Below are 15,012 nucleotides of genomic sequence, written 5' to 3'. Positions count from 1 at the left end.
TTTATATTCAATAATTTGAACAAAATCAGGCAGCAATTTTGCCATATCTAAAAATAGGCATGGACACCCCCGCCTGCATAAACGCCAGCGAGACCCTTAGATTGAGAGCCGGTTTTTTCCCTACCAAACCCCTGACCGATTTCCACATTCAAACCGAGAGGAATCCCCCCAAGTGAAAACACAATCTCGCCTCCAAAAGCGAGACCAGTTCCCAGCGTCGTGGTCTTGACAGCCTCCTGGCGGAGATCCTCCTCTTTTTTCTCTTGCCAGCCACCTTCAAGAGTGAAATGAAGTCGGGCAACGTTCCACCGGCTTTGATGCTCGAATATGGCATACGAAACGCCAGCGCCCAACATATGGTCGCTATATTGACCATTGAGAATAAAACGACCAACGGTTTGAAGATATACGGGTGCCAGTCCGTTATAGCGAAAACTAATGCCACCAAATGTGGGTGTCGCTCCCTGAAGACCAATACCATAACTTTTGGTGAGATCAGTCTTTTTCGCCTGAGCTGAAAAACTGAAGGTTACAATCGAAAAGACACAGACCAGATAAGAAATCGAGCGTGTCATTATTTTCTCCTTTTCTTAGCTATTCATTGACAAAATTGATGCACTACATCTCTACCTGCTGAAGGCTATCATTTTTCGGCGCTGCATCAGCCTGCTTGCCCCGCGGTCCGATCAGAAGCAGAGTCAGACCCACCTGCATCCAGAAAAGCCTCCGAACCCGCCGAATAATGCCCACAGCCAAACCCATCTTTGGATCCAAACCCATCAAATGAAACAGAAACACATGCCCGCCTTCAAAAACGCCCATCCCGAGCGGAACAAAAAAGAACGCCGCGTTAATCACGACCATCAGCGCGTGGAACAGATACACCCAGACAAATGGCATGGGTTCGCCGAGCACATAAAGAATCACATAAATCTCCAGCGTCCCCATGCTCCAGCCCAACAGATGTAAGCCCAACAACCCCACCAAACGCCACCTATTCAACCGATAAAACTGCGCCAAATTCTCGTCAATCTCCACTGCGCGATCGCGGAACCGCTCCAAAAACCTGAGTCGCAACCACAGCATCAAATTCAAAAACCGCGCAAAGGGACTTCGGCGCTGCCTGAAAACCGTCCAAACAACCCCCAGAACAGACAGCACCAGAACAGCGATAAGAGCGCCTCGCACCTCAGCCGGCCACGAAAACCGCTGCAAACCTATCACAACACCACCGATCACAAAAATCACCCCACCAATCATCTCACCCGTCTTATTGACCACCAGCGACGACACCCCGCGGGAAACACACATCTTATCTCTCAGCACAATCGCCTTGCCGACCTCCTTCCCAACCTGCGATGCCGGCGCCACATTGCCCACTGCTTCGCCAGCTAACTGCACCCACAGCAACTGCCTCAAACGCGGCCTTTCCGACCTGCGATCAAAGCAGGCCCGCCATATCCACGCATGATGAACAAATACCACCAGCGACAGGCCGATCACCGGCACATAGCCCCAGCCCATCATCAAAACATGCTGCCACACCTCTGGGGTACTGAGCTGGTACAAAAGCACACCCAGACCAGCAAACCCTATCAAACAGAGCAAAATATGCGTTTCCCGTTTCATCTCATTCTCCTGAAAAATCGCTACCTTACACAACAACCCGTTTCGCAGCCGTAACAACCGGAATCGCCCGAATAACACAAAGCGTGACCGTCAGATACGTCGCCGCCACAGCAACCATCTCAAGACCAGATAAAAATGCGGGCGCCAAACCCGACATCTGCTGTGCCGCATTCAGGCTGAACAACAGCACAAACGCGACCACCTTGGAAGTCCCGTACGTCGCCCGGCTCACGCGCGAGGCAACCAGCGCGAACCCAAGCCGCGACTTCATCATCGTTGACTCGCCAAACGCCGTAAAACCCCTGGTCAGGGCACAACTGCGAATCGCATCCGTCACAAACCCCCTGCTGAGCACCACAATCGGCACCCACAGCGGAATAACATGCAACCACGCAAACACCACCCACCACACATTCTCCGCAATCCGATCACCCACAATATCCAGCACCCCCCCGACCTTGCTCTCGCACCCCAACCGCCGCGCGAGATACCCATCCAGCCAATCCATCACCAGCGCGACAAAAGCGAGCGGCACCGCAACCCAGGCCAGCATCGCATCTCCAGACACGGCAAAAGCCGTCGCCAGAAACAGCAGAACCACCCGGCCCGCGGTAATCAAATTGGCAACCTGGCCTGGAAACGCGGTCGCAAACGTCGATGTAAGCGTTGACATCTCAGCCTCCTTCTTAGAGGTTCACATTTCAAACTCCTCGGTCACAACACGTCATATGCAAATCCCGTGCCAAAACCATTTTCCCTCGAAAAAGGCCATTTTCCCTGTTATCCATCCCAAAAATCGCCCAATCAGTGCAAACTAAATATTGCACCTGCAAACTGAGTATTGCACAGCAGGCACAAAAAAATCCGGAGACACAATGTGTATCTCCGGACCTATCAAGTTTCAGGGATTGGGAAGGGATCTAACGATAAATCCCGGGATCGATCCCGTGCTCCTTCAACTTCTGTTGCAGCGCCTGCCGTTTCATACCAATAGCCGGTGCTGTGCGACTAATATTGCCCTCGTAGTATTCCAATGCAGACCGAATAAACGCAACCTCAAAAGACTGCACAACCTCCTGCTTTGCATCTTGAAAAAACACCCCATCCCGCCAAACAGACTCAGAACGCTCCACAGACGCAACACCCCGAACCTCCTGGGGAAGCAAATCGCGACGCAACTCGGACCCATCCGAAAAAATAACCGCCCGCTCGACCGCGTGCATCAACTCCCGTATATTGCCCGGCCAGCCATACACCATCAACATCTTCATCACATCCGGCGACACATCCGTCATCGCCTTGCCGTGCTGATCATTAAAACGCGCCAAAAAATGCTGAACGAGCAGCGGAATATCCTCGCGCCGATCCCGCAGCGGCGGCAAAAAAATATCCACTACCTTCAAGCGATAAAAAAGATCCTCCCGAAACCGCCCTTCCACTATCTCCGCTGGCAAATCCTTATTCGTCGCGCTGATAATCCGAACATCCACCGTCACCGTCTCCGAACCGCCCAGCCGCTCAAACTGTTTCTCCTCCAGCACGCGCAACAACTTCGCCTGCGTCTCAATATGCATATCGCCGATCTCATCCAAAAACAGCGTCCCCCCATCCGCAAGCTCAAACTTGCCCTGCCGCCGCGCAGTCGCCCCGGTAAACGCGCCCCTCTCATGCCCGAACAACTCGCTCTCGATCAACTCCGTCGGCAACGCCGCCGCATTCACCGCCACAAAAGGCCGCGCCTTTCGCCCGCTCTGCTCGTGAATCGCCCGCGCGACCAACTCCTTTCCCGTACCGCTATCCCCGCTAATCAGCACCCCCGCATCTGTCACCGCCACCTTGCCGATCAAATCGTAAACCTCCTCCATCGCGCGGCTGCGACCAATCAGCAATCCGAACCCCGACTGCTGCCGAATCTCGTTGCGAAGCGTCTCATTCTCCCGCCGCAATCGCACCGTCTCCAGAACATTCTCCACCAAACAGCGCAACTCATCCACATCGTAGGGCTTGCTCAAATAATCGTAAGCCCCCGCCTTCATCGCCTCCACAGCAACCCGCTCCGACCCATACGCTGTAATCACAATAACCGGCCGCGCATCCCCCTGATCTGCCAATCGCTTCACCAGCGTCAACCCATCCATCTTCGGCATCTGGATATCGCAAATCAACAAATCGGGATTGCTCTGCGCCACAGCCACCAGCGCCGCCTCACCGTCCTCTGCCTCGACAATCTCACACCCCAGCGCAGCAAGTGCCCGCTTCAACCCGTACCGCGCCGCAGGATCATCATCCACAATCAGAATTTTATGCTGCATAGTCTTCATCCTTCACACTTCCTCCTTCACATCCCCCCCGGGAAGTTGAACCGCAAACACCGCGCCTGCCCCATCTGCATTTGCCACCTCAATCGCCCCCCCCATGCGCTCCACATCGCGCTTCACAATCGCAAGCCCCAACCCCGTGCCCGAAGCCTTAGTCGTAAAAAACGGCTCAAAAACGCGAGCCTGATTCTCCGCTGAAATCCCCGGACCCGTATCCGACACCCGCACTTCCACACCTCCGCGCAACCGCCGCGCCTGCACCACCAACCGCCGCTCTACCTGATCGCCTTCTATAGCCTGAATACCGTTCAAAATCAAATTGAAAAATACTTCCTTCAGATCCTCTGGATCGCCCTTCACCGCGAGACCATCATCCACCTCAAAACAAATCTCCACATTCCGTCGCTCCGCCTCGTGAAACAAAATCAGCACCACATCTTCCAGCACAGCCTTCAGATCCAATACTTGAAACCCATCATCCTGCTTGGGTTGAGCAAATCTGAGCAAGCGATCCACCACGCGGTTTAACCGATCAATCTCGCGCAACACCACAGACAAATCGCCCGCCTTTGTCTGATCACTCTGCAAATCCTCCCGCAACACAGTCGCAATCGCCTTGATCGAACTCAGGGGATTCTTCACCTCGTGCGCAATACTCGCCGAAAGCAAACCCAACGCCGAAAGCCGTTCCGCCTCGTACATCTGCCGCTCCAATTGCAACCGTCGCTCCACCAGACGCGTATTTTCAATCGCCAGTGCAATCTGATTGCAAAGCGTACCCAACAAATCCCATTCTTCAGAAGAAAAAGACCCCCCGCGCTTCTTCTCTCCCAGACAGAGCAAACCAACCGGCTTCTCCTCTTGCAACACCGGAATACACAGTTCAACCCTTTGCTTTGCGAGTATTGCAGTAAGTGCCGGATGATGTAAATCGCCCACATCCAGCGGACGGCGGTGGACCAACAGCCAGCCGACCACCGCCTCAATCTGCGCCCCGTCCCCATCCCCAAACGGTGTGACAGGCGGCTCAAACCCCGGCAAACCACTGCTTGCCATCACCTGCACCTGACTCACCCGCCCCTCCTCGTACTCAAACACCACCAGCGAAACAGCGTGTACCTTCAACACAGTTCCAACCGCATCCACCACCGACTTCAACCGATTCTCCAGCGCGTGTGGCACATTCAGCGTTTGACTCAGCGCACCCAGCAAATGCTGGTATTCGTATCGCGCCCTGAAAAACAGGCGATTGATTATCCCCTGCAACCTGTTCTTAATCGGCTGAAACAGAAAAATCAGTAACGAAATCAAAATAGCCTCAACCACCTCTACTCTGAATCCACTATCCAGACGCCCCAATGCCTCTGCAACGCGCCGGATCACCAGCAAATAAACCGTCAACACAATACCCGTCAGCGCGGAATAAAACAACGCGGGATTCACCACAATCTGGAAAAAGCTGTACCGATAAATAAAATAACCCAGAATATACGCTGGCGCGATAGGCGAAAGAAAAAGCACCAGCGCGAGCACCGGTCCTACAACAGCACTTTGAAGCAACCCAATCGGATACGCAAAAACCGTCAAAACCGCGATACCCGTCAGCGCGAATGCCATCAGCCGATAAAACACCTTATGCACCTCTGTCTCTGACCGCATCGCAAATCCCCGGCAGAGATACGCCGAGAACAGAAGCATAGCAATAGCATACAGACTAAAACTCACGCGCTTGATCGGCGCTTGAGACATGCCAATCAAAAAAATGATTATCCCCGGCACAAAAGTGATCGGAATGAGATACCGCCGCAACCCACGCGCCACCTTGTGCTCATCTGCAAAAGCCAGCACGGTTCCCAGCAGCGCAGACGGCAAAAAATCCAGCCCAAAACGCGCCAGATGCGCTGCATAATTCACCGCACCGGCATCCGGCGCAGCCTGCGCGATCAAAATGCGCAACGCATCCCCCGTGTACCAGAGTGCCCCCGCCGAAATCAACAACAACAGCGGCAGCGGCGTACCCTTCCGCTTTATCGCCGAAACAAAAATGCCCCAGAGCAACCCGGCGGCAATCGCCGCGCCGACCAGCCAGATCGTCTCGTATAACGACAGGTCCATCAATACCCCTTCGCCAAATCCGCTCGGCTTTGCGCCTCGGCATCTTCGGGATCGCGTCTCAATTCCCTCGCCAACAAATCGTGCAATTGCGCAATGCGATCGGCCTGCGCGGGATCATTTGCCAGATTGTTAAATTCCCCGGCATCCTCCTCCAAATTGTACAACTCCCGTTCGGGTCCATGCACCTCGTCAAACCGCGCGTGATACACGTATTTCCACGGACCCTGCCGAACCATTGTCATACCCGACGCAATATTGTGGGCGTAGTATTCGCTCACAGCAATATCCCGCCACTCGCTATTCCCATCGTCCAGATAATTGAGCAACGACTCGCCATCCCAGTCATCCGAGCGTTCCGCCCCGCCGATCTCTGCTATCGTCTGCGCCAGATCCACCAGTGAACACACACCCGTCCGCCGTTGTCCCCCTGCCCAGCGTTTTGGAAAAGATACAATCAGCGGCGTCCGCGAAGCGTGCTCATACATATTGTTCTTCCACCACAACCCGTGATCGCCCTTGTTCTCGCCGTGATCCGTGCAGTAAATCACAATCGTATTATCCGCCACTTCGGAATCATTGAGCGCGGCGAGCAACTTGCCGACCTCATCGTCCAGCCAATTCACAAAACCCCAGTAAAGCTCCCGCCCCAACTTCGTCTGCTCGGGCGTCGCCTTTGTCACCCCAAACCCGGCGCGCAAATGCTTGTAATTGGTCGGCAACGTATCCAAAAAACCCTCGGGAATCTCGGGCATGGGCACCTTATCTTTGTAAGGCGCGTAATATTCTTCTGGAATAGTCAACGGAAAATGCGGTGCCACATAACCGGCTAGCAAAAAGAACGGCTTATCATCCGCCGATCGATTCTGCAAAAACGCACTGCACTCCGCCGTCACCTTGCGGTCCTTCTCCAAAACGGGCGATGTATCACTCGTCTTAAAAGCCGCCACCCGTCCTTCCCAACCAAAACTCGATTCACTCAGATCATCAAACGCTCGCCGCCCGCCCTTGCCACTCCTGTCACCCTGGTTCGTACCGGGATAAACATCGCGAAAACCATAGCGATGCGCACCCGCAAAATGCATCTTGCCTCCCAGCCAGCATTCATAGCCCACCGCATTCAGCGCGTGAGGCAGCGAAGGATAATCGTCAGAAGGCAACTGACAATCATTGGTCCACACCCCACAGCGACTCACGTATTGCACCGCCGTAAAACTCGCACGCGCAGGCGCGCAAAGCGGTGACGTCGTATAAGCCGCATCAAACACAACACCTTCTTCTGATAGTCGATCCATATGTGGCGTTTGCACAATAGAATCCCCATAACACCCCATCACTGCCGGGTCGTGCTCATCGGACATAATCATCAGAATATTTGGACGGTCAGACATAAAATCTCCTTACGGTTAGTGTGATATGACACATCATCTAAAGCAACTGATCCAACGCCTGGGCGCGACTGATATCTGTACGCCAAAATTCTTCGGGCGTATCCTCACTCCACCTCGCCCAGATTAAAGCCAGAACCAGACCCCATTTAATAATTCGCTCGCGCGGGATATCCAATTCTTCGGCCATAATCTCCACGCGGCGAACATCGATTTCGCCCCGGTCACATCCTTCACAGGATGCGTCGGGATAATTCGCCAAAAAAGCACCGACCTCGTAACCCGGATCGCCAAAATAACCTTTGGGATCAATGACGAGATACGGCTCGCGCTCTGAACTCAAGATATTCCAGTGGTGCAAATCGCCGTGCAAAACAACCGTTTCTGTACTGGTGCTCATCAACTCATCGTAAAGCATTTCGGCGCGCACAACCCATTTTTCGGGCAGCGGCCCGGTACTACCATTGTATTTTTGGCGCAACTTGTCAAAACCATCTATTTCATAAGCTGTTGGTCGAAAACTGTGAATTTTTGGAACGGGTTGCCAGAACTTTTTCATCAGTCGAGCGGCAATGCGCGTATTCTCCTCGTCATCCGGGCAAACACCCAGAGGAACACCTGGGCGGATGCGCTCGAGCATCAGCACGCCCAAAGCCTCGTCAAAATCGAGTAACTTGACCGTACCATTACCATTGCAAAGTTGCAGCGCGTGGCACTCTTGTTGCCAGATTTCCGCCAGTTGCACGGGCGAGCCAATTTTCAGAACAACCTCTGTGCCCTTCGCATCCGTCGCTGGTGCGATATAGCTATAGGACATCTCGGCATACTCTTCTGTCATGGGGTCTTCAATTCGAAGATCCCACCGCTTTGCACACGCAGCGACGATATCTGGCAGCCGTTCGATCCATTCAGCCCATTTTGGATTAGACGATAAGGTGTCTGGAATGTACATAGATTTCCCACTTTATGAACATTGAAAAGTTTTAGGACAAGCAGAGATATTACAGGATGGGTGAGGATGAGAGGATAGATAGAACAACGAGGCTCAGGAGGTGTGGGGGGTATCCTAAATAATGGTGAACTTCTGTTAAAGTTGTACACCGCTCCGACAGAAGAATTTTGCCCATGCTGATCCAGACAGGGACGGATGGTTCAAGTCAGAAAGATGGCATATATTCAGAGCCGGTCGTGTTCTTCTGGTTCAATGTGGGGAACGGCCTTTAAGACTTTTTCAAAATCCGCACGTTTGCCTTGTTTCGCCTCTTGAGTTAGATAGTCCTCTGGAAGTAATGCAGCTATCTTTTCAGCAGCAGCGGTCACCATAAACTGATTGACCGATAAACCTTCTGCTTTGGCCAGTTCTTCGATTTTGTCATGCAGTGAATTTGGCAAGTGAATAGTGAATGCACCCATCGTTCTTAATCCTCAATAAGATGTAGAAAGGTCCGAGGGCTGACAGGCGTAATACCGAATTGTTCCTCAATACCACGGTCAGAAAAATGACGGAGATTGTGAGTGACAATATAAAGACTTTGAGAAGCTATAGCTGCTTCTAACACCATATCATCTTCTGGATCGTCAAGCCTGGGACGCCATAGAAAGAACACTTTTTGTTGATGTGCAATGCTGCACAGATAACGAAGAAAGTTGAGAATGTCATTTCGGTTACTCGCACCAGTCATGTTTTCTGGACGTGTAAGAACATCTTGATACTCCAAATACAAAGGTACCGTCAGAGCGATCTGAAAATTCTCGGAAGGCAATTGAGATATAATCTTATATGAAGCCCCCAGGTCTGATCGCAGTGCAGAAACAAGCACATTGGTATCCAAGATAATTCGCATAGAAGAGTGCCAGACCGTTTTCTTTTTTAAAATATCAAATTTTCAAACTTATACAAGCCCAAACACCTGAGATTGTCCGAAACCCCAGCCATAAAGCCCTACATATCCTAAACTGATAACTGCCCACCAAAACGTCTCGCGCACATCCTTACCCTCTCCCATCAGCCGCATCGGCAATCCACGTTAAATAGGACCTGTGTCCGTGAGACACGGAAAATGAAATAGACAAATCTCCCAACCGTTTTTTTAGTGACCTCAAGCGACCTTTTACAGTCATCACAAAAAGCACAGTACCTTCATCTCGATCCGGTGACAAAAAATACTGCGAAAAAACATCCACCCGTGCAGCCAACCGCTCGGCAACAAGCGCGTGCCCAACGCGACTTGCCTCTGTTTCAGATGACATGGAAAGAGCCAGAATATAAGGCGCATTTCGCAACCCACCTTGAACTGCGACATCGCGATCTGTTTTCCCCAGACGCCGCGCCGCATCGAGTTTTCGCACAACCGTATGCACCACAAAAAACACCAGACAAATCATCACCCCGATAATAACGTGCTTCATCAGCCCGCTAAAAAACGCGCCCTGCTCGCGATCCCCCGCCTGAAAAAACGCATGCTGAAAACGCTCGTCTGACTCCGCAGCCAGCTTTCTCGCAATAACGCGCACCTGTGCATTCGCCACAGGTGGCAATGGCTTCACGCGCTCATAGCCATACAGAGAGCGAACCATCTCGCGCGCAATACGCGAGGCATCCTCTTCCTCAGCCCCTGCGGAAACAATAAAACAAAATCCAAACAGAATGACGGTCCAGACTTTTAACATGCTTTCACACCTCACGTATCACAACGAGTTCTGGCGTCTTGCCCCCACCCAATTCCTCTGCTCGGTCCATCAAACTGCTTAATTGTGCACGCGTCGTCTTCAAAAAAACCATCGCCTCAGCAGCTTCTCGCACCCCATCCTCCCTGCGATAGATTGAACGGACACTCGGTGCGACAGTTCCACCCGTCGCCAAATTTTCTTTAACAAGCATCTCGCCGAGTTTCTGCGCCCGCGCTTCTGTGCGCATCGCAATCAACACCCCAAGAGGATCATCTCCCGACTCGGCACGCAACCCCCTTCTAAAGACACGGAAAATCGCCCACAAAACCAGCAGAGCAATCAGAACACCGATCCCTTTGGCAATCTGATTCGCGATATTCCGAATCGACGCATCTCTTTCGCGACGCATTTCTTCCAACCGCTGTTTTTGTTCGTCCAGAAACACCACATCCTCCGCCAATTGCGCGGTCATGCGCTCGACCCATGCAACCTGCTCTGCCGTCAGAGAATCCCCCTCAGCTAAAACCGCCTGCGCCACATGTCGCGCAATGCTCTCGAGCCGTTCCACATTCACCTGTCCCTCAGCGGGCATACACATCGCAAAAAACAGAGCAATAAACGCACCCATTCCAAAGATATGTCGATATCTCATAAAACGACCTTTCCCTGTCAAATTCCCCTTGTTTTTGTCTCGTACTTTCAACAATATAGAACACAGAAATGCGATGTGCAAGAGGCTGGAAACTGGGAGGCACAAATGACACCCGAACAACTCGGTTTTAATTCGCAAAAACTCGACCGCGCCCGTCGAGTATTACAACACCATGTGCATACCCGCACCACCCCCGGTGCTGTCGGTCTCGTCCTGCGCCGTGCGGGCATCGTCACCTGCTGGGCTGTGGGCCACCATACCTATCAACCCAACGCCACACCCGTGCAAATCAATACTCTCTACGACCTCGCTTCCGTCACCAAAGTCATCGCCACCACAACACTCTGCATGTTATTTACCGATGAAGATCGCCTCAATCTCGACGCACCCGTGCAATATTATGTACCCTCCTTCACCGGAAAGAACAAAAATCGCGTCACAGTCCGGCACCTGCTCGCCCATTGCAGCGGCCTGCCCGCACATGTTCACCTGTACGAAAACCAAAGCACAACGCACGATATTGACATCCGCGATGCCATGCTCAACGCAGCCTGCCAACACCCCTTAATTTATGAACCCGGCACAGACACCGTGTACAGCGATCTTGGCTTTCTCACCCTGGGTAAAATCCTCGAAACCATCGGCGGCCACCGCCTGGATCACCTCGTCAAACAGCACATATTCGAACCGCTCAAAATGAACGACACATTGTACTGTCCACCGCCCCATCTCAAACACCGCATTGCGCCCACGGAAGATGGCTCCGACTTGCGCGATCACCTCGTACACGGTGAAGTCCACGATGAAAACACCGCCGCAATGGGTGGTATCGCCTCCCACGCCGGTCTTTTTTCCACAGCGCATGACCTGTCGAAATGCCTGCTCGCATGGCTCGGCACAGGCATCTTTCCCAAACAGAGCATTCCACAATTCACCACCCGCGCCAATATCGCGTCCAACAGCACCTGGGCACTCGGCTGGGACACCGTCTCACCCGGCGCAAGTTCGAGCGGCCGCTACTTTAGCGACAAATCCTTCGGCATCCTCGGATTCACTGGCACATCCGTATGGGGAGACCCCATACGAGACCTCGGCGTCATCCTCCTCACCAACCGCGTACACCCCACCCGCGAGAACATTCAAATTGCCCATCTTCGCCCCGAATTTCACGACGCAATCTCCGAAGCCTTAATCGAATAAAAAGAGGAGCAAGTCCTTATAACCTTGCTCCTCTTTTAGTTCCGGAAATCCAACATCACCGCGTCACTCGAATTGTCCACCCGCCACGCGGCTCGGGATTCTTAACCGTCAGCGTGATTCTTCGCAACAAATCGCCCCAAATAGTCTTCAATCGCGCGTCTTCAATCGCAATATCTTCAATCGCCACATCGAATACATCCACATCATAGTGCAAACGCGCCGCGCCTGATACTCGTCCATCCGCCAACTCTACCTCGTTCAACGCGATTGTCCCATCGCCGCTATCCTCAGCACCACACGCCGTCAAAACATTCATCACAACATCGCCCGTCACGGCTTTTAACGCATATTGATCTGCAATCGTCACACCCTCGCCGCGATGCAAAACAACCGTCCTCATCCAAGAATCAATCTGAGCCTCTGGCGGATAGGCTTGTGCCAGATCCAACGTGAACGTCGCATCTGCCTCGCTCGCCGTGTATGACACATCTCGAGCGGCAATATCGTAGTGATAATCAATCCCCGCCTCCGAATAAACCCGCCCGGGAATCTGCATCTGTCCATTCACCGTCGGCAACGTGTGATATTGGGATTGCATCGTCCAAATGTCATACCGCTCACTGCTAAACGTCTTAGCCGTATAAGTCTCGACCCCCGCATCCACGAGCACTGGCTGGCCATCTAAATAAACCACCACATGCCCGATATCATTGTGATTGTGACTCTCGGCATTGTGCCCGCCCTTTGCCCCCACAAAAAATCCATCTGCCGAACCCCCTTGATCGCGAGCGACAAACACCTCAATCTCGTCCAAAAACACATCGCGCGGCAACGGCTGCGCAGCTTCTGCATCGAGAATCTCATTCAGAGAAAACAGCGCGGGCAATGCGCGCCCCATGCTCCCAAAAGACTCCGAAAGACCCTTCTCGGCAACGCCCTGTTGTTTTGCAGACCACGCGCCGAGAGCCACCATCGCGTCATCCCCAATGCGCTTGCCATAGCCATAGACAACCGCAAAAGCTGGCATCACCACAGGCGACGCATCGGCAAAATTGATAAAATATCGATCCGCAATCTGCACCCGATAGATAAACTTGCCAATATTCTGAACGAGCGGCTCATCGTACACATCAATTGACCCACCCGTTGCACTGTAAAGCCACTCCAAACAATCGTAAAGCGATGCCCCCGCACGCCCCCAATAGCCCGGTCCCTCGTCACACCCCCCGTCCTCCGGATACGGATCGATAAAATTATCCACTGTCTGCATCGCCTTAAACACCGAAGCAACCCGCCGCGCTTCATCGGTCTCCATCAACAAAGTAGAAGTCAACCAATTCGACACAATCCACGGATTCCAATTGTTCACGCGCGCACCCGAATATCCCATCCAGCCAAAATCTTCGCGCTCCAATAAAGGCGTCAAAATGCGATATTGCATCTCACGCGCAATGCGCGGCACAATCAAAGGCGAAACCGCGTCGAGTTGTGCGCCCAGAAAATAAACCGTCCACGCCAGCAATTCCGACGTTTCTGCGGCAAACAGATCGACAATCGGCTCAGCCGTATCCGGCAGACCACTACCCGCCTTTTGCACACCAATATGCGCGGGCACACCCCAAAAAGACTCCTCGCAAATGCACCAGATACCATTGGTAATATCATCCAAAAATCTGCCTTTGCCCTCCACACACTCTGCCAGAACCAGATCGGACAGCGCCGTGCGCCGCCCAAAACTCAAGCTCTCGTACCGCGAGCGATTCCCATTGCGCGCATAATCCAAAAACCGCACCGCAGGTACGCCCGGCCAGTCAAAATTCAGGCGATCTTCCCCCCGCGCAATTTGCGCCTGCCGCACCGCGTCTGGCAACGCATCCCACGCATAGCGCGTCAACGCCGTGGGAAAAGGCTGCCAGTCATCCCGCGGAATCAAAATATCTTTTAACACGTCTTCCGAATACTTTTGCGAAAGCATCTGATCCTCCGTTAATTAAAGCCATCATTCCAAATCTCAACAACAGGAGCAAGAACACCATGCCACTCAAAATTGCACAAATCGGCAGCGACGGACATCAGAACATGGTACTCGACGGCATCGCGCACATCCCCGGCGCACAACTCATCGCCTGCGCCAAAGGGCATCCCGACGACACCCTCGCCAGAGTCAAATCGCACGCGGCATTCACCGCACACACCCGCCTGTATGACGACCATCGCCACATGCTCGACACCGAAGAAATCGATCTCGTCAGTATATGTCGTCCGTATTCCCTCAACGCCGAAGCCTCAATAGCCGCTGCAAACCGCGGAATCGACATCGTCAGTGAAAAACCCGTTGCAACCACCCTGAAAGATCTCGACGCCCTTGAAAAATCGGTCAAAAACAGCGGGATTCGCCTCACCGCCATGTTTGGCCTGCGACTATCCCCCGCATTTCGCGCAGCACACCAGGCAGTTCAAGACGGTCTCATCGGCGAACCCATTCTGGCAACCGCGCAAAAATCCTATCGCTTTGGCACGCGCCCAGACTTTTTCAAAAAGCGAGAAACTTACGGCGGCACAATCCCCTGGGTCGCAATCCACGCCGTCGATTACACGCGCTGGACAACCGGGCGTGAATACACACAAGTCGCCGCGCTTCACGGCAACCTCGCCCATCCCGATTATCCCGGCTGTGAAGACCACGGCGGCATGCTCTTCCGCCTGAGCAATGGCGGCACGGCAATGATCAACCTCGATTATTTGCGCCCCCCAACAGCACCCACCCACGGCGACGACCGCCTCCGAATCGCCGGATCAGAAGGCGTCATCGAAGTCATCGACGACCGCACGCATCTGATACGCTCGGGCGAAGCACCACGCGACTTGCCCCTGCCACCCGAAGAAAATTTCCTCGTCAACCTCCACGGTGAACGCACGGGCACAGCACCTCACATCATCGGTCCCGACGAAGCCATAAAAGTCACGCGCCTGTGCCTACAAGCACGTGAAGCTGCGGACACGGGCAATGTGCTCACACTCTGAGCAGGCGACCTGTACTCTC

14 protein-coding genes are annotated in these 15,012 nt (G+C 53.2%); 2 read left to right on the top strand and 12 right to left on the bottom strand.

Features of this window, described 5'->3' with window-relative positions:
* Positions 1–47: 47 nt before the first annotated feature.
* The 11 genes from F4Y39_13640 to F4Y39_13590 form a co-directional block, all read right to left on the bottom strand.
* Entirely contained in the window at positions 48–575 is a 528-nt protein-coding gene (locus tag F4Y39_13640) for a hypothetical protein (protein ID MYC14767.1), read from the bottom strand.
* Between the two features lie 43 nt (positions 576–618).
* Positions 619–1,629, bottom strand: a complete 1,011-nt coding sequence (locus F4Y39_13635; protein ID MYC14766.1) for a flippase-like domain-containing protein — start codon at positions 1,627–1,629, stop codon at positions 619–621.
* Between the two features lie 25 nt (positions 1,630–1,654).
* Complete coding sequence (locus F4Y39_13630) at positions 1,655–2,302, bottom strand: CDP-alcohol phosphatidyltransferase family protein (GenBank protein ID MYC14765.1); 648 nt, start codon at positions 2,300–2,302, stop codon at positions 1,655–1,657.
* 247 nt (positions 2,303–2,549) lie between these two features.
* Positions 2,550–3,941: a sigma-54-dependent Fis family transcriptional regulator gene (locus F4Y39_13625; GenBank protein MYC14764.1), complete on the bottom strand. Its 1,392-nt coding sequence runs from the start codon at positions 3,939–3,941 to the stop codon at positions 2,550–2,552.
* A 12-nt stretch (positions 3,942–3,953) separates the two neighbouring features.
* Positions 3,954–6,062, bottom strand: coding sequence for a GAF domain-containing protein (locus tag F4Y39_13620; GenBank protein ID MYC14763.1), 2,109 nt, complete (start codon positions 6,060–6,062; stop codon positions 3,954–3,956).
* Complete coding sequence (locus F4Y39_13615) at positions 6,062–7,450, bottom strand: sulfatase-like hydrolase/transferase (protein ID MYC14762.1); 1,389 nt, start codon at positions 7,448–7,450, stop codon at positions 6,062–6,064. The genes F4Y39_13620 and F4Y39_13615 overlap by 1 nt, the downstream gene beginning before the upstream one ends.
* Before the next feature lie 37 nt (positions 7,451–7,487).
* The gene (locus F4Y39_13610) at positions 7,488–8,399 is read right to left on the bottom strand and encodes a phosphotransferase (GenBank protein ID MYC14761.1); all 912 of its coding nucleotides are present in this window, start codon (positions 8,397–8,399) and stop codon (positions 7,488–7,490) included.
* Between the two features lie 224 nt (positions 8,400–8,623).
* A complete protein-coding gene (locus F4Y39_13605) occupies positions 8,624–8,860 on the bottom strand; it encodes a toxin-antitoxin system HicB family antitoxin (protein ID MYC14760.1) in 237 nt (78 codons plus the stop codon).
* Between the two features lie 5 nt (positions 8,861–8,865).
* Entirely contained in the window at positions 8,866–9,291 is a 426-nt protein-coding gene (locus tag F4Y39_13600; protein ID MYC14759.1) for a putative toxin-antitoxin system toxin component, PIN family, read from the bottom strand.
* A 148-nt stretch (positions 9,292–9,439) separates the two neighbouring features.
* Positions 9,440–10,117, bottom strand: a complete 678-nt coding sequence (locus F4Y39_13595) for a divalent-cation tolerance protein CutA (GenBank protein MYC14758.1) — start codon at positions 10,115–10,117, stop codon at positions 9,440–9,442.
* Between the two features lie 4 nt (positions 10,118–10,121).
* A complete protein-coding gene (locus F4Y39_13590; GenBank protein MYC14757.1) occupies positions 10,122–10,769 on the bottom strand; it encodes a divalent-cation tolerance protein CutA in 648 nt (215 codons plus the stop codon).
* On the opposite strand from F4Y39_13590, the gene F4Y39_13585 reads away from it, so the two are divergent.
* On the top strand, positions 10,656–11,969 hold the full coding sequence (locus tag F4Y39_13585) for a beta-lactamase family protein (protein MYC14756.1): 1,314 nt from the start codon (positions 10,656–10,658) through the stop codon (positions 11,967–11,969). The two genes, F4Y39_13590 and F4Y39_13585, sit on opposite strands and share 114 nt — an antisense overlap.
* Before the next feature lie 55 nt (positions 11,970–12,024).
* Here F4Y39_13585 and F4Y39_13580 read toward each other — a convergent pair whose 3' ends face one another.
* Positions 12,025–13,944, bottom strand: coding sequence for a heparinase (locus F4Y39_13580; protein MYC14755.1), 1,920 nt, complete (start codon positions 13,942–13,944; stop codon positions 12,025–12,027).
* 59 nt (positions 13,945–14,003) lie between these two features.
* Between F4Y39_13580 and F4Y39_13575 the strand changes: the two genes are divergently transcribed.
* Positions 14,004–14,993, top strand: coding sequence for a Gfo/Idh/MocA family oxidoreductase (locus F4Y39_13575; GenBank protein MYC14754.1), 990 nt, complete (start codon positions 14,004–14,006; stop codon positions 14,991–14,993).
* Positions 14,994–15,012: the final 19 nt, after the last annotated feature.

It is taken from the genome of Gemmatimonadota bacterium (assembly GCA_009838845.1).
Classification (GTDB): Bacteria; Latescibacterota; UBA2968; order UBA2968; family UBA2968; genus VXRD01.
This window is presented reverse-complemented; position numbering and strand designations above follow the sequence as displayed.